The organism is Phenylobacterium sp. (assembly GCF_030697925.1).
Classification (GTDB): domain Bacteria; phylum Pseudomonadota; class Alphaproteobacteria; order Caulobacterales; family Caulobacteraceae; genus Phenylobacterium.
This window is the reverse complement of sequence record NZ_JAUYOJ010000242.1, coordinates 1-20,604: the sequence shown is the minus strand read 5'-3', so window position 1 is coordinate 20,604 and position 20,604 is coordinate 1. Positions and strand designations below refer to the sequence as shown.

Sequence of the window (20,604 nt, the reverse complement as noted above, 5' to 3'; positions counted from 1 at the left end):
TCTATCGCGCAACCCTCCAAGCCGCTAGAAGCCGGCCCATGACCGAACCGAAAAAGGGCTGGCTCCAGCGTCTGACCAGCGGGCTGTCGCGCTCGTCCAAGCAGATGACCGAGCAGGTGGTCTCCACCTTCACCAAGCAGCCGCTAGACCAGGCCAAGCTCGACGAGCTGGAAGAGATGCTGATCGAGGCCGACCTCGGTCCGCATTCGGCCGCGCGCGTCACCCAGAGGTTCTCCGACGCCAAGTTCGGCAAGAGCGTCGATGAGCAGGAGATCAAGGAGGCCCTGGCCGAGTATATCGGCGCGGAGCTGGAATCCCGCGAGGGCGACTTCGACCCGCTATCGGGACCCAAGCCCTATGTGGTGCTGTTCATCGGGGTCAACGGCTCCGGCAAGACCACGACCCTGGGAAAGATCGCCGCCGACCTGACCGGGCGCGGCGCCAAGGTTCTGGTGGTGGCCGGCGACACCTTCCGCGCCGCCGCCGTCGAGCAGCTGAAGATCTGGGCCGACCGGGCGCAGGCCGACTTCATGTCGCGGCCTACCGGCTCGGACGCCGCGGGCCTGGCCTTCGACGCCATCGAGACGGCCAAGGAAAACGGCCACGACGTGGTGCTGATCGATACGGCCGGCCGGCTGCAGAACAAGCAGGGCCTGATGGACGAGCTCTTGAAGGTGATCCGGGCGGTCAAGAAGACCCTGCCCGACGCCCCACACGAGACCCTGCTGGTGCTGGACGCCACGGTGGGCCGCAATGCGCTGGCCCAGGAGAACATCTTCGGCAACCAGATCGGGGTGTCGGGGATCGTCATGACCAAGCTGGACGGCACGGCCCGCGGCGGTGTGCTGGTGCCGGTGGCCCAGGCCAGCGACAGTCCCATCAAACTGATCGGCGTGGGCGAGGGGATCGAGGATCTCCAGCCCTTCAAGGCGCGCGCCTTCGCCCGATCGCTCGTTGGTCTGGAGGACGCATGACCCTGTCGTCCACCACGAAGAAGTATGTGCGCGGCTTCGTCGACTTCGGCGGGCTGATCGCCTTCCTCGCCGCCTTCATCTATTTCCGGGTCTCGGGCGTGCCCCAGTCCGAGGCGCTCATGCAGGCGACCTGGGCGCTGGTGGCCGGCTCGGCCGTCGCCCTGGCGGTCGGGTTCATCGTCGAGCGGCGGATCGCGCCCTTCCCGCTGATCGGCGGGGTGGCGGCCCTGTTCTTCGGCTCGCTCACCCTGTTCTTCCACGACCCCCGGCTGCTGAAGATCAAGCCGACAGTGATGAACACGGTCTTCGGCCTCGCCCTGCTGGGCGGCCTGGCCCTGCGCAAGAACCCGCTGAAGCTGCTGATGGGCGAGTCCATCCAGATGCCGGATGAGGGCTGGCGGCGGCTGACCCTGCACTACGCCGTGTTCTTCCTGGCCCTCGCGGCGCTGAACGAGGCGGTCTGGCGCACCCAGCCGGACGATATCTGGGTGGCGTTCCGCTTTCCGGGCATCCTGATCCTGACGGTGATCTTCTCCTTCGCCCAGGTGCCGCTGATGATGAAATACGCCAAGACCGATGAGCCGCCGCCGCCCCACGTGGAGTAGCCCCCTGGCGGTTGCGCCGCCCACGGACCATCTGTCGTCAAATCGACACCGTGGCGCGGTAGCGTCAGCGTGCGGATGACGCTCAGATTGGGACAGCCGATGGCCAAGACCAAGTCGAACGACAAGTCGGGCAAGGGGTTGCCGGCCCTGGACCGCTCTCCCAGCCACCTTTTGCACCGGGCCCTGCAGCTCGCCCTCGATATCTATGGCGACGAGTTGGGAGCGGGCGCGATCACCCAGCGTCAGTACGCGGTCCTGGCCGCGGTGGAGGCCCACGAGGGCCTGACCCAGACCGACCTGGTCAAGATCACCGGCATCGACCGCTCGACGCTCGCCGACATGGCCGCGCGGATGATCGCCAAGGGCCTGCTGGAACGCCAGCGCTCGAGCTCGGACGCGAGGGCCAACGCGGTCAGCCTCACCGAGGCCGGCCGGCTGGCCCTTGAGGATGCGCGGCCGAAGATGGCCAAGGCCGACGCCCGGCTCCTGAAACTGCTGGGCTCGAACAAGCGCGAGGCCCTGGTGGGCGCCCTGCGCGACCTAGTCCGGGCCGGTGAGGAGGCCGCCGATCCGCCGGCCGAAAAACCACCCAAGGCCGAGAAACCCAAGAAGACCGACAAGGCTGAAAAGTCGAAGAAGAAGAAGCTGAAGAAGGCGGCTTAGGGCGGCCAACTCCCGAGGTGTCATCCCGGCCGCAGCGAAGCGGAGAGCCGGGGCCCATTCGCGCCGAGCTGTCGTGGACGGTGAGGCGGCGCCAATGCCTGCGCCATCAGGTGTTCATGGGTCCCGGCTAAGCGCTGCGCGCTTTCCAGGATGACAGTCGTGTGTGGGTATCAGACCCGGATATCCAGCAGCGAGCCCGGGCGCAGGATCTTTTCCGGCGGATCGGCGGGCAGGGAGGTGGGGATCTTGTGCGTCGGCGCGGCCGGAGCAGCCGCCACCGCCTGAGTCTGCGGCGCGGTCTTGCCGAGGGCGGCCTCGAAGAAGGCGCGCTGACCCGGATTGCGCGACGGTTGGACGCCCTGGTTGGGCGCCTGGGCCTGCGGAAAGATCGGCGGGCGGACCGTACTCACGGGCGGACCTTATGGTTAACGAAGTCCTGGCGAACCTGCCTGCGCCGCCTCAAGGTTTGGTTAACGGCGGGCCTTGGCCATCAGGGCGCGGGCGGTTTCCGGGGTCAGGGGGCCGGTGTGCTTGGCCAGGATCACCCCGTCGGCGCCGACCAGATAGGTCTCCGGCACCCCGGTGACGCCGAGCTCGATGCCGGCGCGTCCGTCGCGGTCGACCAGCCGCTCGGCGAAGGGATCGCCCAGCCGCCCGAGGAAGGCCTTGGTGTTCTCCGGCGCGTCCTTGTAGGCGACGCCGACGATCCGCACGCCCTGGCTCTCCAGGGTGACCAGGACGGGGTGCTCGATCTCGCAGGGAGCGCACCAGGAGGCGAAGATATTGACCAGGGTCGGGCCTTCGCCGAGGGCCGTGCGCAGGGCGGTGGGGCGGCCGTCGTCCAGGCGCGGCAGGGTGAGTTCGGGCACGGGCTTGCCGACCAGGGCGTCGGGCTGCACCTGCGGGTCGCGCTTCAGCGAATAGACCCCGAACAGCACGGCGAGCGCCGCCAGGGCGACCAGCGGCAGGACGGCCAGCCAGCGGCTCACTGGCCGTCCTTCTCCGCGCGGCGGCGCCAGTGCCGGGCGTGGGCCAGGGTCGCCCAGATCATGCCGACGAAGACCGCCGCGGTGATCGCATAGGCCGGCCACACGAAGGCCGCGTACTTTCCGGCGTCCAGGTCCAGCATGTCAGCTCCTCGCCGCGCGCAGGGCGGCGGCCTCGGCGCGGCGGCGCCAGACCTCGGCGCGGATGCCCACGAGCCATAGGGACCCGAAGGCCGCGGTGTAGGCCAGCGCCATCAAGCCAAGCGGCCATAGGAAGATCGGCGGCATCGCGGGGCCGTCCGCACGGAACACCGATGCGCCCTGATGCAAGCTGTTCCACCAGTCGACCGAGAACTTGACGACGGGCAGGTTGACGATCCCCACCAGGGCGAGGATCGCCGCGGCGCGGGCCGCCTTGGTCTCGTCGTCCAGCGAGGCGCGCAGGGCCATATACGACACGTACAGCAGGAACAGGATCAGCACCGACGTCATGCGCGCATCCCACTCCCACCAGGTCCCCCACATCGGGCGTCCCCAGAGCGAGCCCGTCACCAGCGCCAGGAAGGTGAAGGCCGCGCCCAGCGGGGCGGCGGCCCGCGCCGCGGCGTCGGCCAGGGCGTGGCGGAAAATGAGCGAGAGAAAGCTTGCCCCGGCCAGGCAGGCGTAGACGAACATGCTCATATAGGCCGCAGGCACGTGGATGAACATGATCCGTACCGTGTCGCCCTGCTGGTAGTCCTCTGGCGCGGCGAAGCCCAGCCAAAGGCCAGCGAGCCCCAGGCCGGCCGCCAGCGCGCCGAACATCGGCGCGGCCCAGCGGGAAAAGGCCATGAACCGCTCGGGGTTCGACAGAAAGGCCGGCGCCGGGATCATGGAGGCGGATTAGCCCCCGGCGCGGCCGTGGGCAAGGCGCCTAGCGCCGCGGCGGCGGCGGGGCGGGCGGCTCAGGGGGCGCCGGCGGCAGGGGTTCGCCGTCGAAATCATGCATCCTCGGCATGCGATGCATCACCGCCATGGGCCCTAACGGCATGGGGCCGAAGCCAGGGCCGGCGAACATCATCATTGGCATCTCGTCGAAGGCGCGCTTCTGGCGCTCGTCCAGGGCCGCGTAGAAGGTCCGCGTCGCGGCGATGCGGGCCTGCATGGCGGCCTGGTGCTCGGCCATCCGGGCCTCCATCTCGTCCAGGCGGGCGAGGGTGGAGCGCTGTTCGGCGGCGTGGTGGAAGCCGACATTGTGCTCGCGCCTGGGCTTCACGGCCTCGAGATAGGCCTTGAGCGCCGGCTCCTGGTCGGGGCGAAGCTGCAGGATCGCGCTCAGGTGGCCGTCGCGGTCGCCGTAGCGCGGCATCATGACGTGCCGATCGGGCCCGGCATGTCCCCCCTTGTCGATGAATTCCTTGTTCCAGGTCTTGGGGGCGGGCGCCGGTTTGGGTTCGGCGGCGAGCACCGCGCCGGCGGAAAGGGAAAGGGCGGCTCCCGCGAGCAGCCAGGTCAAGCCTCGAGACATCGCCGTTTCTCCCTGTTGGCGGTTGCCGAGAGACCGACGGTCCGCGCCGACCATGGCGAAAAGTGGCCAATGGCGACGCTTCCAGGTGAAGCTTTCGTAATGTCGCGGGACGGACGCCGGGCCCGTCCCGTGATCAGGCGTCTAGCCGCGCCCGCCCATGCGGCCATGATGCCGCCCGCCGCCGTGACCGCCGCGTCCCGCGTGAAGGGCGTCGAAGGCCTTCTGCTGGGCGGGCGAGAGCTGGGCGTAGAACCGCTTGGTGGCCGCAGCGTGCTGCTCGAACCGCGCTTCGTGTTCGGCCATGCGGGCCTTCTGGGCGTCCAGCCGCTGCGGTGTGGTGAGCCCCGCCATCTCGCCACGGCGTTCTTGGCGCTTCTCACGGTCGCCGGCCGGCCGCTGGTGGGAGTCGATGAAGGCCTTCAGGGCGGCCTCCTGGTCGGGGCGCAGCTGCAGGGCCGCGCGCAGGTGTTCTGCGCGCTTGGCGGCGCCCTCGGCCGGATCGGCGTGGCGCATGCCGCCGTGTTGTCCGTCGCGGTCGCCATGGCCGGGCATGGCGGTGGCGGGCAGCGGCGGTTGTTGGGCGACGCTCGCCGTGGCGAGGCCCGCGGCAAGGATGACGCCGCTTAAGGCCAGCGGCGCGAATTTTCCAAGGTTCATAGATCGCAACTCCAGTTTCACGCCCCTTGCAGCTTGAACGGGCGGTCGGCGGAAGTCCGTCGCTAGGACAGCGCGTTGCGGCAGGCCGCGGCCATGGCGATCGGCCCGAGCGCCATGGCTCCGGCGGCATAGGCGCTGAGCAGCAGGAAACCCGAGGCCCAGGGCAGGCCGCCGGCCATGGCGTCCAGCGCCCCGCCGCCGAAGATCACCGGCGGCACGAAGAGCGGCAGGACGATCACCGCGGTGAGTAGGCCGCCGCGCCGGGCGCCCAGGCTGAGCGCCGCCCCGATCCCGCCGACAAATGAAAACGCCAGGCCGCCGACCAGGGCGCAGGCGAAGATCAAGGGCGCCAGGCGCGGCTCGGCGCCGAGCGCGATGGCGGCGATCGGCGCGGCCAGGGCGAGCGGCGCGGCGGTGGCGATCCACTGGCCCAGGCACTTGATGGCGCAGGTGATCTCCAGGGGCGTTGGTGACATGACCAGCAGATCCAGCGCCCCGTCCTCGTAGTCGCGCTCGAACAGGCGATCCAGCGACAGCAGGGCGGCGAGCGCCAGAGCGACCCAGGCCGCGCCGGGCGCCACGGCCACCAGTCGTGCGGGCTCGGGCCCGATGGCCAGGGGCAGCAGGGTGGCGACCCCGGCGTAGAATCCTACGGAGACCAGCGGCCCGCCGCCGCGGCCCCAGGCCAGGGCGGTCTCGCGGCGAAGCAGGGCGAGGGCCCGGCTCACGCTGAGATCTCCAGCGCCTTGGCGGGGATCGGCAGGGGATCGTGGACGGCCGCGACGATCATCCCGCCGCCGGCCAGGTGCTGCGCCATCATCGCCCCGAATCGCGCGCGCCAGTCGGCGTCGAGGGGGCTCAGCGGCTCATCCAGCAGCCATAGCCCGCGCGGGGCGGCCAGCAGCCGGGCCAGGGCCAGCCTGCGCCTCTGGCCGGCGGACAGGCGGCGGACCTCGAGGTCGAGTAGGGGTGTCAGCTCAAACGCCCGGGCGGCCATCTCGGCCGAGGCCGACGTTCCTCCGGTCCAAAGCGTCCAGAAGTCGAGTTCCTCGCGCACCGTGCGGGCGGGCTTCTGGCCGTCCTGGTGGCCGACCAGGTGGATGTGGTCGCTGCGGGCCAGGACGGGGTCGAGATCGCCGAAGCCGATGGTCCCGGCTTCCAGGCCCACCAGGCCGGCGATGGCGCGCAGCAGGCTGGTCTTGCCCGCCCCGTTGCGGCCGGTAAGCGCCGCGGCCTCGCCCGCCTTGAGGCGCAACTCCAGGCCCTGGAACAGCAGGCGCCCGCCCCGGCGCAGGGCCAGGTTTCCGATCTCCAGGTCCGCGATCACGCCCAATTCCTCCCCTGCGTAGCGGGGGAGGGGGACCACGCGTCAGCGTGGTGGAGGGGGCGAGACCAGGCGCTGAGCTTGAAGCCGCCCCCTCCACCGCCTGCCGGCGATCCCCCTCCCCCGTGACCGGGGGAGGAAAAGGACCGGCCCGCCGCATGGACGAGCCGGGTTCCAGGGGCTATGACGCGCGCGGCCGTCGCCACCTCGGGGGGCGTACGCGGCGCTGGGGCGAACGCTGTGTGTCCGCCTCCAAAAGCGCGCGATCCCCGGATTGGACGTTGAGCGGCCGCGAACAGAGGAAGGATCCTTGAAAATGGCGTCAGCCAACAGTTTGAATAGCCGCCGCGAACTCGCGGTGGGCGACAAGTCTTACGTCTACTACAGCCTTCGCGCCGCGGAGGAAGCCGGTCTTTCGGGCGTCTCGCGCCTGCCGGTCTCCATGAAGGTGCTGCTGGAAAACCTGCTGCGCAACGAAGACGGCAAGACCGTCACCCCCGACGACCTCAAGGCGCTGGCCGCCTGGCTCGACAACAAGGGCTCGGTCGAACACGAGATCAGCTTCCGCCCTGCCCGAGTGCTGATGCAGGACTTCACCGGCGTGCCCGCCGTGGTCGACTTGGCCGCCATGCGCGACGCCATGACCAGCCTGGGCGCCGATCCGGAGAAGATCAACCCGCTGAACCCTGTCGACCTGGTCATCGACCACTCGGTGATGGTGGACCACTTCGGCACCGCCAAGGCCTTCGGCGAGAACGTCGAGCGCGAGTACGAGCGCAATATCGAGCGCTACCGCTTCCTGCGCTGGGGCTCATCGGCCTTCAACAACTTCCGCGTCGTGCCCCCCGGCACCGGAATTTGTCACCAGGTGAATCTTGAGTACCTCGCCCAAACCGTCTGGCTGGGTGAGGAAGGCTCCGACGCCGTCGCCTATCCCGACACCGTGGTCGGCACCGACAGCCACACCACCATGGTCAACGGCCTGGCCGTCCTGGGCTGGGGCGTGGGCGGCATCGAGGCCGAGGCCGCCATGCTGGGCCAGCCGATCCCGATGCTGATCCCCGAGGTCATCGGCTTCAAGCTCTCCGGCGCCATGCCGGAAGGCGCGACCGCCACCGACCTGGTGCTCACCGTCACCCAGATGCTGCGCAAGAAGGGCGTGGTCGGAAAGTTCGTGGAATTCTTCGGCCCCGGTCTGTCGGGCCTGACCCTGGAAGACCAGGCGACCATCGCCAACATGGCCCCGGAATACGGCGCCACCTGCGGCTTCTTCCCGGTGACCAAGTCGACGATCGACTATCTGCGGGCGACGGGACGCGCCGAGGAGCGCGTGGCGCTGGTCGAGGCCTATGCCAAGGAACAGGGCATGTGGGTCGAGCCGGGCGACGCCGATCCGGTGTTCTCCGACACCCTGGAGCTCGACCTCGCCGCCGTCCTGCCCTCGCTGGCCGGTCCGAAGCGTCCGCAGGACCGCGTCCTGCTCTCCGAGGCCGCGGCCGAGTTCGCCCTCGCGCTCGGCAAGGACTTCGGCAAGGGCGACGTCCCCGATGCGCGGGTCCCGGTCGCCGGCGAGACGTTCGACGTCGGCCACGGCGACGTGGTGATCGCCGCCATCACTTCCTGCACCAACACCTCCAACCCCTCGGTGCTGATCGCCGCGGGCCTGGTCGCCAAGAAGGCGATCGAAAAGGGCCTGAAGGTGAAGCCCTGGGTGAAGACCTCGCTGGCCCCCGGTTCGCAGGTGGTCACCGACTATCTGAAGGCCGCCGGCCTGACCAAGTCGCTGGACGCGCTGGGCTTCAACCTGGTCGGCTACGGCTGCACCACCTGTATCGGCAACTCCGGCCCGCTGCCGGAGGCGATCTCCGACGCGGTGAACCAGGGCGACCTGGTGGCCTGCTCGGTGCTGTCGGGCAACCGCAACTTCGAAGGCCGGGTGAACCAGGACGTGCGGGCCAACTACCTGGCCTCGCCGCCCCTGGTGGTCGCCTATGCGCTTGCCGGTTCCATGAAGATCGACCTGTCCACCGAGCCGCTCGGCGAAGGCAAGGACGGCAAGCCGGTCTATCTGAAGGACATCTGGCCGACCTCGGAAGAGATCGCCGTCCTGCAGCGCAAGCACGTCACCAAGAAGATGTTCGACACCCGCTATGCCGACGTCTTCAAGGGCGACAAGAACTGGCAGGGCATCAAGGTTGCCGGCGGCCAGACCTACGCCTGGGACATGGGCTCCACCTACGTCCAGAACCCGCCCTACTTCCAGGGCCTGAAGATGGAGCCGACCCCCGTCGTCGACATCGTCGAGGCTCGGGTGCTGGGGGTGTTCGGCGACTCGATCACCACCGACCACATCAGCCCGGCCGGTTCGATCAAGGCGACGGCCCCGGCCGGCGTCTACCTGCGCGAACGCCAGGTGCCGCCTACCGAGTACAACTCCTACGGCGCACGCCGCGGCAATCACGAGATCATGATGCGCGGCACCTTCGCCAACATCCGAATCCGCAACAAGATCACCTCCGACATCGAGGGCGGGGTGACCAAGCACTTCCCGTCCGGCGACGTCATGTCGATCTATGACGCGGCTATGCGCTACCAGTCGGAAGGCCGGCCGGCGGTGGTGTTCGCGGGCAAGGAATACGGCACCGGTTCGTCGCGCGACTGGGCGGCCAAGGGCACCAAGCTCCTGGGCGTCCGCGCGGTGATCGCCGAGAGCTTCGAGCGCATCCACCGCTCGAACCTGGTCGGCATGGGCGTGCTGCCGCTGCAGTTCACCCAGGAGGGCTGGCAGAAGCTCAACCTGACCGGCGAGGAGATCGTCACCATCCGCGGCCTGACGGAGCTGTCGCCCCGCAAACAGCTGACCGTGGAGATGTATCGTCCGTCGGACGGCCGCATCGCCCGCTTCCCGGTTCGTTGCCGGATCGATACGCCCACCGAACTCGAGTACTACAAGCACGGCGGCGTGTTGAACTACGTGCTGCGCAACCTCGCGCGCTCGGCCGCCTAGACCATGACCTGAGGCAGGAGGTTCGCCGCCCGGCGGGCCTCCTGCATCTTCACCGCCGCACCGGTCACACCTTGTTGAAACCCATTCTCCGGGGAAGTCCGCTTTATTGCGCCACGATGCGTAAAGCCGCGCTTTTGTGCCTGACCCTCATCGCGACCCCTGGCCTGGCCGCGGCGGCCAAGCCACCCGTGGTCATCGAGCTCTATACCGCCCAGGGCTGCGCCTCCTGCGGCGAGGCCAACAGCTATGTCGGCAAGCTGGCCGAGAAGCCCGGCGTGCTCGCCCTGACCTTCCCGGTCGACTACTGGGACTATCTCGGCTGGCCCGACACCTTCGCCAAGCCGGAGTTCGCCGACCGCCAGCGGGCCTATGTGACCCGGCTGGACCTGCGCGAACCCTATACCCCCCAGGTCGTGATCGACGGACATGCCCAGGCGGGCGGGTTGCAGACCGAGAAGGTCGACACGCTGCTGGCGACGGCCGCCCAGGCTCCACGCCGTGCGCCCGACATGGCCTTCATCGGTCTTCGCCGAGTGGACGTGGGCTCCGGCCCGGCGCCGCGAGGCGGGGCGGAGGTCTGGCTGGTCCGCTATGACCCGCGGGAGCAGGACGTGGTGGTCAGGAAGGGCGACAACCGCGGCCAGACCGTGGCCCACAGGAATGTGGTGCGTGAGATCAGGCGGCTGGGACGCTGGCGCGGCCGGCCCACCGCCTATCGCCTGCCGCCGCCGACCGAGGACGGCCTGGTCACGGCGGTCCTGGTGCAGGGTCCCGAGGGCGGGCGCATCCTGGCCGCGGCCCAGCGGACGCCCTAGCGCCGCCGTCGGCGCGATCCAGGATCCAGACATGAGGAGGCCCGCGCAGGTGGGGGGCATCCCGCGCGGGCCTTTTTCTCATGTGGTCCAGACTGGAGGAGTCTGGGGGATAAAGCGTCGGCTGACCGAAGCCCACGATCCAGGGGGGCTGGGGGGGCTGTTCAGGATCCGGGACCAACAGGTTCCGACCAACCGACGATTAGGACTATCTGTAGTGGATCAGGCGGGCGGGAGACCGAAATAAGGTCATTCCAAGGCGGGAGGTTACGGTTGTTTTAGATTGCCCGACGGGCGTGTCTCCGTGGCCACGCTTCGCCCGGATTGTCGGCGGAGGCGATTTGGGGTTACCCTTCGCCGCGATGGTCTTCGATCCGTCCCACCAGACCTCCCGCGCGCAGGTCTTTTTCGACCGCCACGAACTGGGGCGCATCCTCTCGCTCTATGGCCGAATGGTCGCCGCCGGCGAATGGCGCGACTACGGCGTCGGCGCCACGGCGGAGGCCTGCATCTTCTCGATCTTCCATCGGGCCTCGGAGGCGCCGGTCTACCGCATTGAGAAGCGGCCCTCGCTGGCGCGACGCCAGGGGGCCTGGGCGATCATCGGCCAGGGCGGGCTGATCCTGCGCCGCGCCCACGAGCTGGACCAGGTGTTGCGGTTCTTCGACAAGGGCCGCTTCAAGATCGTCGACTAGCGCATAAGCAAAAGCCCCGGCGGTTTCCCGCCGGGGCTTCGAGATCTCAGATTCTGGACCAGATCTAGCGGCGGTCGCCGAAGATGCTGAGCAGGAACTGGAAGAGGTTGATGAAGTTCAGGTAGAGGCTGAGCGCGCCGTAGTTGGTGGCCACGCCCATAGCGGCCTCGTTCCCGCCCATCTCGTAATAGCTGATCTTCAGGCGCTGGGTGTCATAGGCGATCAGGCCCGCGAAGATCAGCACGCCGATGACGCTGATGATGAAGGCCATCGCTCCGCTTTGCAGGAACATGTTGACCACCATGGCGATCACCAGGCCGATCAGGCCGACGATCAGGAAGCTGCCGAAGCCGGTCAGATCCTTCTTCGTGGTGTAGCCGAACAGCGAGAGGCCACCGAAGGCCGCCGAGGTGATCAGGAAGGTCGAGAAGATCGACGTGCCCGTATAGATCAGGCTCAGCACGCCGAGTCCCGCGCCGATCAGGCTGACGATGGTCCAGTAGAAGATGCCGGACGAACGCGGCGTCGCGTTCTTCATGGCGAACATGCCGAACAACATCACCGCCAGCGGCGAGAACGCCACGACCATGCCCAGCAGGGTGTAGCCGACGCGGCCCGTGGGCGAGGTCGAGAACATCAGGTCCCGCACCGGCGGGAAGCTGCCGGTCAGGAAGGCCAGTCCGGCCGAAACGAGAAGCCCCAGCGCCACCTTGTTGTAGACGCCGAGCATGAAGCTGCGCAGACCCGCGTCCACCGACATATCGGCGCGATCGACGGGGACCGTGCGCGCATAGCCGCGGTTGAAGTCGCTCATCAGAGACAAAGCCCTTTTCGAAACGCCCCGAGTGGGCGCACCTCCGAATATCGGGGCCCTGGCTGTTCTACGCAAGGGAGGACGGATTACGTTTGCGTCAGCTGTTTCGCATCCTAGGTAGAGGGCGATGATTCGCCTGTTCGCCGCCGTCGCCATACCGTCCGAAATCGGCGCGGGCCTGGTCCCGCGCCAGGACGGCCTGCCCGACGCCCGCTGGCGGCCGCTGGAGGCCTTCCACATCACCCTGCGCTTCTTCGGCGACGTGGCCGAGAACGTCGCGGCCGACCTGGACGCGGAGCTGGCCATGGTGACCGGGACGCCGCTGAACCTGGAGCTGGAAGGGGTCGGCGCGTTCGGCGAGGGCCATGAGATCCACGCCGTCTGGGCCGGCCTCGCCGAGGATCCCGATCTGCGCCAACTCGCCAGGCGCTGCGAGGCCGCCGCGCGGCGGGCGGGCCTGAAGCCGGACGCTCGGGTCTACAAGCCGCACGTGACGCTCGCCTATCTGCGCCGGCCCAACCCCGGCGACGTCGCCGTCTGGATCGCGGCCAACAATCTACTCAAGTCGCCGCCGTTCCGGGCGACCAGCTTCGGCCTCTATTCCAGCTGGCGCACGGCCGAGGGCTCCCGCTACCGGCTGGAGCGGGAGTATCCGTTGGTCTAGGCGTCGACCGCGTGGTCCTTGAGGACGCCGAGCGGGACGATGGCCAGGGTCTCCTCGTGGGTGGCCTCGAGGATCAGCTGGGGCGCCATGCCGGCGTCCAGGGCTTCCTTCCAGCGCGGGGCGCAGAGGCACCAGCGGTCGCCGGGCTTCAGCCCCGCGAAGGCGTAGTCCGGCATGGGGGTGGAGAGGTCGTTGCCCATGCTCTTGGAGAAGGCCAGGAATTCGGCGGTCATCACCGCGCAGACCGTGTGCATGCCCGTGTCGTGCGGTCCGGTCTCGCAGCAGCCGTTGCGGAAGAAGCCGGTCACGGGGTCGAGCGAGCAGGGAAGGAGTTCGCCGCCCAGCACGTTCTTGGCCCCGTCATCGTAGCGGATGGTCATGTACCCATCCTAGCTCCTAAAAAGGGCTCTTCGCCATCGGAACCATGGAGCCGGACGCTTGAGCTTGCCCCGCCCGCGCCGCAGCGCCCTCTACATGCCCGCCGCCAATGGGCGCGCCATCGAGAAGGCGCGCGACCTGCCGTGCGACGTGGTGATCCTGGACCTGGAGGACGCGGTCGCCCCCGATGCCAAGGATTTGGCGCGCGCGCAGGCGGTGGCGGCGGTGAAGGCTGGCGGCTTCGGCCGGCGCGAGGTGGTGATCCGGGTCAACGGGTTGGACACCCCCTGGGGCGAGGCCGACCTGGAGGCGGCCGGGGCGGCGGCGCCCGACGCGATCCTGGCGCCCAAGGTCTCCTCGGCGGCCGACGTCGCGGCCTATGGCGCGAGGCTCTCGGGCGACACCCGCCTCTGGGTGATGATCGAGACCTGCGCCGCGATCTTCGCCCTGCCGCAGATCGCCGGGGCGGGCGGGCGGCTGTCGGCCTTCGTGGCGGGGACCAATGACCTGGCCAAGGAGATGCGCTGCCGGCTGGACGTGGCGCGCTCGCCGCTCGCCGCCCCATTGTCGCTGATGGTCGCGGCGGCGCGGGCCCATGGGCTGGTCGTCCTCGATGGCGTGTTCAACGGCATCGAGGACGACGCCGGTCTGGCCTCCCAGTGCGACCAGGGGGCGGCCTTCGGTTTCGACGGCAAGACCCTGATTCATCCGCGCCAGATCGAGGCCGCCAACCTGGCCTTCAGCCCGACCCCGGACGAGGTGGCCTGGTCGCGGACCATCGTGGCGGCCTTCGATCTGCCGGAAAATGCGGCCAAGGGGGTGATCCGGGTCGAGGGGCGAATGGTGGAGCTGTTGCATCTGGACGAGGCGCGGCGTCTGATCGCTGTCGCGGACGCCATCGCCGCGGCGTGAGATGTCGGCCTTGAGACTGAGAACCCCGCTCCTGCAGATCGCCCTGGCGCTCTCCGTGGTCGCGCCCGTCGCCGCCCAGGAGGCCGACCCCATCGCGGCCCTGCTGGACCAGCCGCCGCCGGCTCCAGAACCCGCGCCGCCCCCGCCGTCCTACATCCCGCCCCCGGCTTCGCCGGAGCTCACCGCCCCGACCTATGTCGACGACACCGGCCGTTCGCCGGAGGCGGCGCCGAGTCCCGTCGAGCTGAGCTACGAGGCGCGCCTGCGGTCCTCGTCCGCCTCGGCCCAGGGCCTGCAGGGGCCGATGGACGGCGCCTGGACCCTGCGCGGCGGGGAGGGGACGGCGCTCTACAGCCTGCAACTGGTCGACAATGGGCTGGAGCCCCTGGAAGGCGCTTGGCGCGACCCGCGCCGGCGCGGGTCCACCGATTCGTCCGGCTTCCTCAGCGCCATCCAGCGCACCGGCGGCGAGCTGATCGCCAGCTTCTACCCGCGGCCTGGCGCGGGGGTGGCGACCCTGGTTCTCAACGCCGCCGCCGACGGGACCTGGGTCGGCCAGCTCGAGGAGGGCGGCCAGCGCCGCCCGGTCGTCCTGCGCCGCGACTAGAGGCCGAGCGCCGCCTTGGCCGCCGCCAGGGCCCGCGCCAAGGCGTCGGGGGCGTAGGGTTCGGCCGGGCCATGGCCCCAGACCGGATCGGGCCAAGCCGGATCGCCGACCCGGCGGCCCACCACATGCACGTGCAGCTGGGGCGTGACATTGCCGAGCGCTCCGACGTTCAGCTTGTCGACCGCTACGCCCAGGACGCGGACGGCCCGGCCGGCGGCGAGGATCTCGTCGGTGAGGATCGCCAGGTCCTCCCGGGACAGGTCCTCCAACTCCCGGGCGGCGTCGGCGCGGGGGATCAGCACGATCCAGGGATAACGGGCGTCGTCCTGCAGCCGGGCCTGGCTCAGCCTCAGGTCGCCAAGCTCGTGCGATGTGGCGAGGAACGCCGGATCCGCCTGAAACATCGCCGCTTCCCCGTGTGACCTGCCAACCGTTGGTAGCCGCAGGCTCCGCGCCTGTCACTTGGCCTTGCCGCAAGGGCCCATGGGGGCTAGACCGCCCGCGAATTTTCGCACTGCAACCACGGGACAGTTCCATGACCATGAAGAAGCCGATCCGCGTCGCGGTCACGGGCGCCGCCGGCAACATCGGTTACGCCCTCCTCTTCCGCATCGCCTCGGGCGAGATGTTCGGCAAGGACCAGCCGCTGATCCTGCAACTTCTGGAAATCCCGGTCGAAGGCCCGCAGAAGGCGCTGAAGGGCGTGGCCATGGAACTGGAGGACTGCGCCTTCCCGTTGCTGCAGGACATGGTGCTGACCGGCGACGCCAATATGGCCTTCAAGGACGTCAACTGGGCCCTGCTGGTCGGCTCCAAGCCGCGCGGCCCGGGCATGGAGCGCGCCGACCTCTTGAAGGACAATGGCAAGATCTTCATCGCCCAGGGCCAGGCCATCGACGCCGTGGCCGCCGACGACGCCCGCGTCGCGGTGGTGGGCAACCCCTGCAACACCAACATCATGATCGCCGCCAGCCAGGCCAAGCGCCTGCCGAAGGACCGCTTCACCGCCATGGTGCGGCTGGACGAGAACCGTGGCCGCGCCCAGCTTGCTCAGAAGGCCGGCGTGGCGATCACCGAGGTCAGCGACCTGTTCATCTACGGCAACCACAGCCCGACCATGTTCGCCGACTTCACCCACGCCAAGATCGGCGGCAAGGACGCCGCCTCGGTCATCGGCGACGAGGCCTGGCTGAAGAACGACTACCTGCCCGCCGTAGGCAAGCGCGGCGCGGCGATCATCGAGGCCCGCGGCGTCTCCTCGGCGGCCTCGGCGGCCAACGCCCTGGTCGACCATGTCCGCGACCTGACCACCGTGGGCGCCGTCCACTCCGTCGCCGTCGAGAGCCAGGGCCGCTACGGCTTCGCCGATGGCGTCTGGGCCGGCATGCCGGTGAAGACCACCGCCACGGGCTATGAGGTCATCACCAGCTATGAGATGGACGACTTCGCCAAGAGCAAGATCGCCATCACCAACGACGAACTGGTCGGCGAGCGCGACACCGTGAAGGACATGCTGGGCTAGAACCTAAGCCATGGGACGATGGCTAGGCAGCCGTCGTCCTACCAGCGCCGCCCGGCCTCGTCGGCGATAGCGTTCAGCTCCTCGATCCGCTGGTCGTAGACCGCGGCCAGGGCGCGGGGTGAGCGCCGGGCGGCGTCCTCGCGGATCTCCAGCCAGTCGTCCTGCTCGCCGCGCAGTTCGTCATGGGGCGCGCCGGCCCGCAGCGCCCGCCGGAAGGCGCGCGCCAATTGCCGATCGGCGGCCGCCAGGGCCGGGTCGGCGCAGACCATCTCCTCGGCCAGCGAATTGGCCCGCCCGCAATCGAAGCTGGGCCGCGCGACGCCGACAGGATCGGGGGCGCGGACGCTGGCGTCGATCGCCGACTGCAGGGCGTCGGGGACGGCTTCCGGGTCCGGCTCGGGCGCCGGTGTCGGCGGCGCTGGCGCGGCCTTCGGGGCGGCCTGGATCAGTTCCGGCGACATGGTCTCCAGCGGCGGGCGCTCGACGACGGGCGGCGGGGGCGGGGGATCGGCCATCACCACCTCGATCTGGCCGTCGGCCGCCGCGGCCCGCGATTCCATCGGGGCGGGCTTTGGGCCGCGCCCGATCAGGTCGGGCCTGGCGGCGAGTCCCAGCCCCAGGCCCAGCACGCACGCGATGGCCACGCCGCCGATCAGGGCGTTGCGATTGAGCCGGCGCCGAGCGGGCTCGGGCGGCGGCGGCGGTTCTTCCCGCGCCATGGTCAACGGCGGGTCTTCCCAGGGATCGTAGGTCATGCAGCGGCGTCCGGCTTGTTCACCTCCAGAACGCATCAGACGGCTGAATGGCGGCTGAACCGGTTGCCGCGCGCGCCCATCGCGGCTACTCGCCGAAGACCAACCGGAGGACGTCATCGTGAGCCTGGGCCCCACCCTCGAGACCGAACGGTTGATCCTGCGCCCGCCTATTGCGGCGGACTTCGAACCCTGGGCCGCATTCGTGGCCGACGAGGAGGCCGGCCGCTTCCTCGGCGGCGCGCAGCCCCGTCCCGTCGCCTGGCGCGGCATGTGCACCATGACGGGCGCCTGGACGGTGGCCGGCTTTAGCATGTTCTCGGTGGTGGAGAAGTCGAGCGGCGACTGGGTCGGACGCTTGGGCCCCTGGTCGCCCGATGGCTGGCCCGGCACCGAGGTCGGCTGGGGGATCGCGCGGGAGCACTGGGGCAAGGGCTATGCGCCGGAGGGCGCAGCTGCGGCTATCGACTGGGCCTTCGACCATCTGGGCTGGACCGAGGTGATCCACTGCATCGACCCCGGCAACACCAATTCCCAGAACGTGGCCCGGCGGCTGGGCTCCTCGATCCTGCGCCACGCGGTCCTGCCGCCGCCGCTGAACGACAGCGTCGACGTCTGGGGCCAGACCCGGGAACAGTGGCGGGCCCGGCGGCGCTGATCAGATCCAGCCCTTCTCGCGGATGATCTTGGCATAGGTCCGGCTGACTGGGACCTCCGACCCGTCCTTGAGCGTCAAGGTCGCCCGGCCGTCGCCGCGCGTGGCGTCGGCGATGGCGTCGCGGGCCACCCACCAGGAGCGGTGGACCTGGGCTCCCTCGAGCCCCTCCAGCTCGGCGACCGCATCGGCGAGCCGCAGCAGGATCAGATCCTGGCCCTTGGAGGTGTGCAGGCGCAGGTAGTGGTCTTCCGACTCCACCGCCCAGACCTCGGCGCCGCGCAGCTTCAGCGGCAGGCGTTCCAGGAAGCGGGGCGGGGCGGGGGGTTGACGCGAAGCTGGCCGGTCACCGCGCGCGACCAGGGCGTTGATCGCCACCATGACCACCGAGACGACGGTGACGGTGACGCAGAGCGACAGGGCCTGCCGAGGTCCGATCTGGGACCCCATGAACAGGTTGTTGGTGATCCAGACCACGCCGGTGAACGGAATTCCGATCAGCAGTCCGGCCGCCAGGATGCGCGCGATCATGCGCAACCCGTCCGGATGGGCGCCGAACACCAGGCGGGCGGCGAGCGAACCCCACAGAGTCCCCGCCGCCATCAGCGGAATCCAATAGGCGAACCGCAGCGCGAGCGACATCTCGTCCATGCCGAAGGCGCCGGAGAAGGCCAGGAAACCGCCGGCTATGACCGCCACCAGCAAGCTGCGCAGGAAGCCGGCCCGGCCGCCATACGGCCCCCAGCTGAAAGCCTTCAGTTTTCGCGCCTCCGCCATGGGCCAGTTGAGATCATGATTGCGGCCCGGTGAGAAGCGGCCCGGCGTTTGGCGAAGCGCGAGCGGCGGGCGCGGCCGTCCACGCAGCCGGCGCGGCGACTCGTGCAAGGGCCGCTGCGCGGGATCGCGCCGGTCGGCAGGAAGGCGACCTCGCCTCATTCCGGAGCCTTCCCATGTCCAATCCCGCCAAACCAACCGCCGGCCGCCACGCCCCGGCGATCAGCCTCGCCCTCGCCGTCGGCACGGGCCTTGTCGCCATCGCCGGGGGTCTGCGCGCGCCCGACTTCGCGCCCATCGCGGCGGCCTCGCCGCAGATCAAGCTCCACCTGGGCGCCGCGATCGCCACCTTCCTGATCGGCGCCGTGCTGTTGCTCGGACCCAAGGGAACCCTGCCGCACCGCACCCTGGGCTGGACCTGGGCGGCGAGCATGGCGACCACGGCGGTGAGCTCGCTGTTCATCCGCGAGCTCAATCCCGGGAACTTCAGTTTCGTCCACGCCATTTCCGGCTGGGTGATCATCGCCTTGCCGGCGGCGCTCTACGCAGCGCGCCACCACGACGTCCGCGCTCACCGGCGGACCATGACCGGGATGTATGTCGGCGGCATGTTCCTCGCGGGCGGCCTGGCCTTCCTACCGGGGCGGATTCTGTGGGCCGTGTTTTTCGCCTGATGATGAAAATGATACCGGTGGCGGGGGTCGCCAAATCTTTGCTGCAATGCGGCTTTTTCTTCCCGTGGCGCGGTTGCCACAGGGGGGTACGGCGCCTATAACCCCGGCCACTCGCCGCACCGGGCGGGCTGCAGATCACGCGTTTCGCGACCTCATGAACATCCACGAGCATCAAGCCAAGTCCGTCCTCTCCGAGTTCGGCGTGGCGGTCCCGCGCGGCTACGCCGCATTCTCCGCCGAAGAGGCCTACAGGGCCGCCAAGAACCTCGGAGGGTCGGTCTTCGTCGTGAAGTCGCAGATCCACGCCGGCGGGCGCGGCAAGGGGCGCTTCGAAGGCCTTGGGCCCGACGCCAAGGGCGGGGTCCGGGTGGTCAAGTCCGCCGACGACGTCCGCGCCAACGCCGAGGAGATGCTGGGCCGGGTGCTGGTGACCCACCAGACGGGGCCCAAGGGCAAGCAGGTGAACCGCCTCTACATCGAGGAAGGCGCCGACATCGCCAAGGAATTCTACCTGTCGCTGCTGGTCGACCGCGAAACGAGCCGGGTCTCGGTCGTGGCCTCCACCGAAGGCGGCATGGACATCGAGGAGGTCGCCCACTCGACCCCCGAGAAGATCGTGACCTTCTCCATCGATCCGGCCACCGGCGTCTTCCCGCACCATGCGCGGACCCTGGCCAAGGCGCTGGGCATCTCCGGCGGCCTGGCGAAGGAGGCCGCGACCCTGCTCGGCCAGCTCTATGCGGCGTTCCTGGCCAAGGACATGAGCATGCTGGAGATCAATCCGCTGATCGTCACCGGGGACGATCACCTGAAGGTCCTCGACGCCAAGGTCAGCTTCGATTCGAACGCGCTCTTCCGGCACCCCGACATCGTCGCCCTGCGCGACGAGACCGAGGAGGACCCCAAGGAGATCGAGGCCGCCAAGTTCGACCTCTCCTATATCGCCCTCGACGGCGAGATCGGCTGCATGGTCAACGGCGCGGGCCTGGCCATGGCGACCATGGACATCATCAAGCTCTATGGCGCCGAACCCGCCAACTTCCTGGACGTGGGCGGCGGCGCCGACGAGCCCAAGGTGACGGCGGCCTTCAAGATCATCATGGCCGACCCCAACGTGAAGGGCATCCTGGTCAACATCTTCGGCGGCATCGCCCGCTGCGACATCCTGGCGAACGGCGTGGTCAACGCGGTCAAGCAGGTCGGCCTCAGCGTGCCCCTGGTGGTGCGCCTCGAGGGCACCAACGCCGAACTGGGCAAGAAGATCATCAACGAGAGCGGCCTCGACGTGATCGCCGCCAACGATCTCAGCGACGGCGCGGAAAAGATCGTCAAAGCCGTCCGGGAGCGTGCGTAATGTCCATCCTGATCGGCAAGAACACCCGGGTCATCTGCCAGGGCATCACCGGCGCCCAGGGCACCTTCCACTCGGAACAGGCCATCGCCTACGGCACCAAGATGGTCGGCGGCGTCACCCCGGGTAAGGGCGGGACCACCCACATCGGCCTGCCGGTGTTCGACACCGTGCGTGAGGCGGCCCAGCAGACCGGCGCCGACGCCAGCGTGATCTATGTCCCGCCGCCGTTCGCCGCCGACTCGATCCTGGAAGCCATCGACGCGGAGAT

Annotated in this window: 26 protein-coding genes and 1 pseudogene; 14 read left to right on the top strand and 13 right to left on the bottom strand. The window is 69.3% G+C overall.

Annotation, left to right across the window (positions count from 1 at the left end):
• The first annotated feature begins 38 nt into the window (after positions 1 to 38).
• The 3 genes from ftsY to Q8Q88_RS24135 all read left to right on the top strand — a co-directional run bounded on the left by ftsY (position 39) and on the right by Q8Q88_RS24135 (position 2,242).
• The gene (ftsY, locus tag Q8Q88_RS24145; protein ID WP_305677725.1) at positions 39 to 974 is read left to right on the top strand and encodes a signal recognition particle-docking protein FtsY; all 936 of its coding nucleotides are present in this window, start codon (positions 39 to 41) and stop codon (positions 972 to 974) included.
• Positions 971 to 1,579, top strand: coding sequence for an inner membrane-spanning protein YciB (locus Q8Q88_RS24140; protein WP_305677724.1), 609 nt, complete (start codon positions 971 to 973; stop codon positions 1,577 to 1,579). Before ftsY ends, Q8Q88_RS24140 begins: the two co-directional genes overlap by 4 nt.
• A gap of 99 nt (positions 1,580 to 1,678) precedes the next feature.
• The gene (locus Q8Q88_RS24135) at positions 1,679 to 2,242 is read left to right on the top strand and encodes a MarR family winged helix-turn-helix transcriptional regulator (protein WP_305677723.1); all 564 of its coding nucleotides are present in this window, start codon (positions 1,679 to 1,681) and stop codon (positions 2,240 to 2,242) included.
• Positions 2,243 to 2,412: 170 nt separating this feature from the next.
• Here Q8Q88_RS24135 and Q8Q88_RS24130 read toward each other — a convergent pair whose 3' ends face one another.
• The 8 genes from Q8Q88_RS24130 to ccmA all read right to left on the bottom strand — a co-directional run bounded on the left by Q8Q88_RS24130 (position 2,413) and on the right by ccmA (position 6,719).
• Positions 2,413 to 2,652: a hypothetical protein gene (locus Q8Q88_RS24130; protein ID WP_305677722.1), complete on the bottom strand. Its 240-nt coding sequence runs from the start codon at positions 2,650 to 2,652 to the stop codon at positions 2,413 to 2,415.
• A gap of 60 nt (positions 2,653 to 2,712) precedes the next feature.
• Positions 2,713 to 3,231 carry a DsbE family thiol:disulfide interchange protein gene (locus Q8Q88_RS24125; protein WP_305677721.1) on the bottom strand — a complete coding sequence of 173 codons (519 nt, stop codon included), beginning with the start codon at positions 3,229 to 3,231 and terminating at the stop codon, positions 2,713 to 2,715.
• Positions 3,228 to 3,371, bottom strand: coding sequence for a heme exporter protein CcmD (ccmD, locus tag Q8Q88_RS24120; protein WP_305677720.1), 144 nt, complete (start codon positions 3,369 to 3,371; stop codon positions 3,228 to 3,230). The genes Q8Q88_RS24125 and ccmD overlap by 4 nt, the downstream gene beginning before the upstream one ends.
• 1 nt (position 3,372) lies before the next feature.
• Positions 3,373 to 4,101, bottom strand: a complete 729-nt coding sequence (ccmC, locus tag Q8Q88_RS24115) for a heme ABC transporter permease CcmC (protein ID WP_305677719.1) — start codon at positions 4,099 to 4,101, stop codon at positions 3,373 to 3,375.
• Positions 4,102 to 4,141: 40 nt separating this feature from the next.
• Positions 4,142 to 4,735 (bottom strand): Spy/CpxP family protein refolding chaperone, encoded by a 594-nt coding sequence (locus tag Q8Q88_RS24110; protein ID WP_305677718.1) that lies wholly within the window; start codon positions 4,733 to 4,735, stop codon positions 4,142 to 4,144.
• Positions 4,736 to 4,876: 141 nt separating this feature from the next.
• Complete coding sequence (locus tag Q8Q88_RS24105; protein ID WP_305677717.1) at positions 4,877 to 5,392, bottom strand: Spy/CpxP family protein refolding chaperone; 516 nt, start codon at positions 5,390 to 5,392, stop codon at positions 4,877 to 4,879.
• 62 nt (positions 5,393 to 5,454) lie between these two features.
• Positions 5,455 to 6,120 carry a heme exporter protein CcmB gene (ccmB, locus tag Q8Q88_RS24100; protein WP_305677716.1) on the bottom strand — a complete coding sequence of 222 codons (666 nt, stop codon included), beginning with the start codon at positions 6,118 to 6,120 and terminating at the stop codon, positions 5,455 to 5,457.
• Positions 6,117 to 6,719: a heme ABC exporter ATP-binding protein CcmA gene (gene ccmA, locus Q8Q88_RS24095; RefSeq protein WP_305677715.1), complete on the bottom strand. Its 603-nt coding sequence runs from the start codon at positions 6,717 to 6,719 to the stop codon at positions 6,117 to 6,119. Before ccmA ends, ccmB begins: the two co-directional genes overlap by 4 nt.
• A 313-nt stretch (positions 6,720 to 7,032) precedes the next feature.
• On the opposite strand from ccmA, the gene acnA reads away from it, so the two are divergent.
• The 3 genes from acnA to Q8Q88_RS24080 all read left to right on the top strand — a co-directional run bounded on the left by acnA (position 7,033) and on the right by Q8Q88_RS24080 (position 11,230).
• Complete coding sequence (gene acnA / locus Q8Q88_RS24090; protein ID WP_305677714.1) at positions 7,033 to 9,723, top strand: aconitate hydratase AcnA; 2,691 nt, start codon at positions 7,033 to 7,035, stop codon at positions 9,721 to 9,723.
• A 116-nt stretch (positions 9,724 to 9,839) separates the two neighbouring features.
• Positions 9,840 to 10,538: a thioredoxin family protein gene (locus tag Q8Q88_RS24085; protein WP_305677713.1), complete on the top strand. Its 699-nt coding sequence runs from the start codon at positions 9,840 to 9,842 to the stop codon at positions 10,536 to 10,538.
• A 359-nt stretch (positions 10,539 to 10,897) separates the two neighbouring features.
• The gene (locus Q8Q88_RS24080; protein ID WP_305677749.1) at positions 10,898 to 11,230 is read left to right on the top strand and encodes a DUF2794 domain-containing protein; all 333 of its coding nucleotides are present in this window, start codon (positions 10,898 to 10,900) and stop codon (positions 11,228 to 11,230) included.
• A gap of 64 nt (positions 11,231 to 11,294) precedes the next feature.
• On the opposite strand, the gene Q8Q88_RS24075 is transcribed toward Q8Q88_RS24080, so the two are convergent.
• The gene (locus Q8Q88_RS24075; protein WP_305677712.1) at positions 11,295 to 12,044 is read right to left on the bottom strand and encodes a Bax inhibitor-1/YccA family protein; all 750 of its coding nucleotides are present in this window, start codon (positions 12,042 to 12,044) and stop codon (positions 11,295 to 11,297) included.
• A gap of 127 nt (positions 12,045 to 12,171) precedes the next feature.
• Here Q8Q88_RS24075 and thpR point away from each other — a divergent pair, with 127 nt between their 5' ends.
• Positions 12,172 to 12,708, top strand: coding sequence for an RNA 2',3'-cyclic phosphodiesterase (gene thpR, locus Q8Q88_RS24070; protein ID WP_305677711.1), 537 nt, complete (start codon positions 12,172 to 12,174; stop codon positions 12,706 to 12,708).
• Here the strand turns inward: thpR and Q8Q88_RS24065 are convergent.
• A complete protein-coding gene (locus Q8Q88_RS24065) occupies positions 12,705 to 13,088 on the bottom strand; it encodes a DUF2237 family protein (protein WP_305677710.1) in 384 nt (127 codons plus the stop codon). The two genes, thpR and Q8Q88_RS24065, sit on opposite strands and share 4 nt — an antisense overlap.
• Positions 13,089 to 13,146: 58 nt before the next feature.
• Between Q8Q88_RS24065 and Q8Q88_RS24060 the strand changes: the two genes are divergently transcribed.
• Positions 13,147 to 13,998, top strand: a complete 852-nt coding sequence (locus Q8Q88_RS24060) for a CoA ester lyase (protein WP_305677709.1) — start codon at positions 13,147 to 13,149, stop codon at positions 13,996 to 13,998.
• 10 nt (positions 13,999 to 14,008) lie between these two features.
• Complete coding sequence (locus Q8Q88_RS24055; protein WP_305677708.1) at positions 14,009 to 14,605, top strand: hypothetical protein; 597 nt, start codon at positions 14,009 to 14,011, stop codon at positions 14,603 to 14,605.
• Here the strand turns inward: Q8Q88_RS24055 and Q8Q88_RS24050 are convergent.
• Entirely contained in the window at positions 14,602 to 15,009 is a 408-nt protein-coding gene (locus Q8Q88_RS24050; protein WP_305677707.1) for an HIT domain-containing protein, read from the bottom strand. The genes Q8Q88_RS24055 and Q8Q88_RS24050 overlap by 4 nt on opposite strands.
• A gap of 137 nt (positions 15,010 to 15,146) precedes the next feature.
• Between Q8Q88_RS24050 and Q8Q88_RS24045 the strand changes: the two genes are divergently transcribed.
• The gene (locus Q8Q88_RS24045; RefSeq protein WP_371129909.1) at positions 15,147 to 16,127 is read left to right on the top strand and encodes a malate dehydrogenase; all 981 of its coding nucleotides are present in this window, start codon (positions 15,147 to 15,149) and stop codon (positions 16,125 to 16,127) included.
• A 38-nt stretch (positions 16,128 to 16,165) separates the two neighbouring features.
• Here Q8Q88_RS24045 and Q8Q88_RS24040 read toward each other — a convergent pair whose 3' ends face one another.
• Positions 16,166 to 16,882, bottom strand: a complete 717-nt coding sequence (locus tag Q8Q88_RS24040; protein ID WP_305677705.1) for a lysozyme inhibitor LprI family protein — start codon at positions 16,880 to 16,882, stop codon at positions 16,166 to 16,168.
• A 115-nt stretch (positions 16,883 to 16,997) separates the two neighbouring features.
• On the opposite strand from Q8Q88_RS24040, the gene Q8Q88_RS24035 reads away from it, so the two are divergent.
• Positions 16,998 to 17,537, top strand: a complete 540-nt coding sequence (locus Q8Q88_RS24035; protein WP_305677748.1) for a GNAT family N-acetyltransferase — start codon at positions 16,998 to 17,000, stop codon at positions 17,535 to 17,537.
• On the opposite strand, the gene Q8Q88_RS24030 is transcribed toward Q8Q88_RS24035, so the two are convergent.
• Positions 17,538 to 18,311 carry a LytTR family DNA-binding domain-containing protein gene (locus Q8Q88_RS24030; RefSeq protein WP_305677704.1) on the bottom strand — a complete coding sequence of 258 codons (774 nt, stop codon included), beginning with the start codon at positions 18,309 to 18,311 and terminating at the stop codon, positions 17,538 to 17,540.
• A 173-nt stretch (positions 18,312 to 18,484) separates the two neighbouring features.
• Here Q8Q88_RS24030 and Q8Q88_RS24025 point away from each other — a divergent pair, with 173 nt between their 5' ends.
• From Q8Q88_RS24025 to Q8Q88_RS24015, 3 genes and pseudogenes are all read left to right on the top strand, one after another.
• The gene (locus Q8Q88_RS24025) at positions 18,485 to 18,982 is read left to right on the top strand and encodes a DUF2306 domain-containing protein (protein WP_305677703.1); all 498 of its coding nucleotides are present in this window, start codon (positions 18,485 to 18,487) and stop codon (positions 18,980 to 18,982) included.
• Positions 18,983 to 19,136: 154 nt separating this feature from the next.
• The gene (sucC, locus tag Q8Q88_RS24020; protein ID WP_305677702.1) at positions 19,137 to 20,336 is read left to right on the top strand and encodes an ADP-forming succinate--CoA ligase subunit beta; all 1,200 of its coding nucleotides are present in this window, start codon (positions 19,137 to 19,139) and stop codon (positions 20,334 to 20,336) included.
• Positions 20,336 to 20,604, top strand: a pseudogene (locus Q8Q88_RS24015) (succinate--CoA ligase subunit alpha); the annotation flags it as partial. The gene sucC and the pseudogene Q8Q88_RS24015, both read left to right, overlap by 1 nt.

Coding starts and splice junctions, on each gene's coding strand:
- ftsY (WP_305677725.1), top strand. CDS start 39: ATGACCGAACCGAAAAAGGGCTGGCTCCAGCGTCTGACCAGCGGGCTG.
- Q8Q88_RS24140 (WP_305677724.1), top strand. CDS start 971: ATGACCCTGTCGTCCACCACGAAGAAGTATGTGCGCGGCTTCGTCGAC.
- Q8Q88_RS24135 (WP_305677723.1), top strand. CDS start 1,679: ATGGCCAAGACCAAGTCGAACGACAAGTCGGGCAAGGGGTTGCCGGCC.
- ccmD (WP_305677720.1), bottom strand. CDS start 3,371: ATGCTGGACCTGGACGCCGGAAAGTACGCGGCCTTCGTGTGGCCGGCC.
- ccmC (WP_305677719.1), bottom strand. CDS start 4,101: ATGATCCCGGCGCCGGCCTTTCTGTCGAACCCCGAGCGGTTCATGGCC.
- Q8Q88_RS24110 (WP_305677718.1), bottom strand. CDS start 4,735: ATGTCTCGAGGCTTGACCTGGCTGCTCGCGGGAGCCGCCCTTTCCCTT.
- Q8Q88_RS24105 (WP_305677717.1), bottom strand. CDS start 5,392: ATGAACCTTGGAAAATTCGCGCCGCTGGCCTTAAGCGGCGTCATCCTT.
- acnA (WP_305677714.1), top strand. CDS start 7,033: ATGGCGTCAGCCAACAGTTTGAATAGCCGCCGCGAACTCGCGGTGGGC.
- Q8Q88_RS24085 (WP_305677713.1), top strand. CDS start 9,840: ATGCGTAAAGCCGCGCTTTTGTGCCTGACCCTCATCGCGACCCCTGGC.
- Q8Q88_RS24080 (WP_305677749.1), top strand. CDS start 10,898: ATGGTCTTCGATCCGTCCCACCAGACCTCCCGCGCGCAGGTCTTTTTC.
- Q8Q88_RS24075 (WP_305677712.1), bottom strand. CDS start 12,044: ATGAGCGACTTCAACCGCGGCTATGCGCGCACGGTCCCCGTCGATCGC.
- thpR (WP_305677711.1), top strand. CDS start 12,172: ATGATTCGCCTGTTCGCCGCCGTCGCCATACCGTCCGAAATCGGCGCG.
- Q8Q88_RS24065 (WP_305677710.1), bottom strand. CDS start 13,088: ATGACCATCCGCTACGATGACGGGGCCAAGAACGTGCTGGGCGGCGAA.
- Q8Q88_RS24050 (WP_305677707.1), bottom strand. CDS start 15,009: ATGTTTCAGGCGGATCCGGCGTTCCTCGCCACATCGCACGAGCTTGGC.
- Q8Q88_RS24045 (WP_371129909.1), top strand. CDS start 15,147: ATGAAGAAGCCGATCCGCGTCGCGGTCACGGGCGCCGCCGGCAACATC.
- Q8Q88_RS24040 (WP_305677705.1), bottom strand. CDS start 16,882: ATGACCTACGATCCCTGGGAAGACCCGCCGTTGACCATGGCGCGGGAA.
- Q8Q88_RS24030 (WP_305677704.1), bottom strand. CDS start 18,311: ATGGCGGAGGCGCGAAAACTGAAGGCTTTCAGCTGGGGGCCGTATGGC.
- Q8Q88_RS24025 (WP_305677703.1), top strand. CDS start 18,485: ATGTCCAATCCCGCCAAACCAACCGCCGGCCGCCACGCCCCGGCGATC.
- sucC (WP_305677702.1), top strand. CDS start 19,137: ATGAACATCCACGAGCATCAAGCCAAGTCCGTCCTCTCCGAGTTCGGC.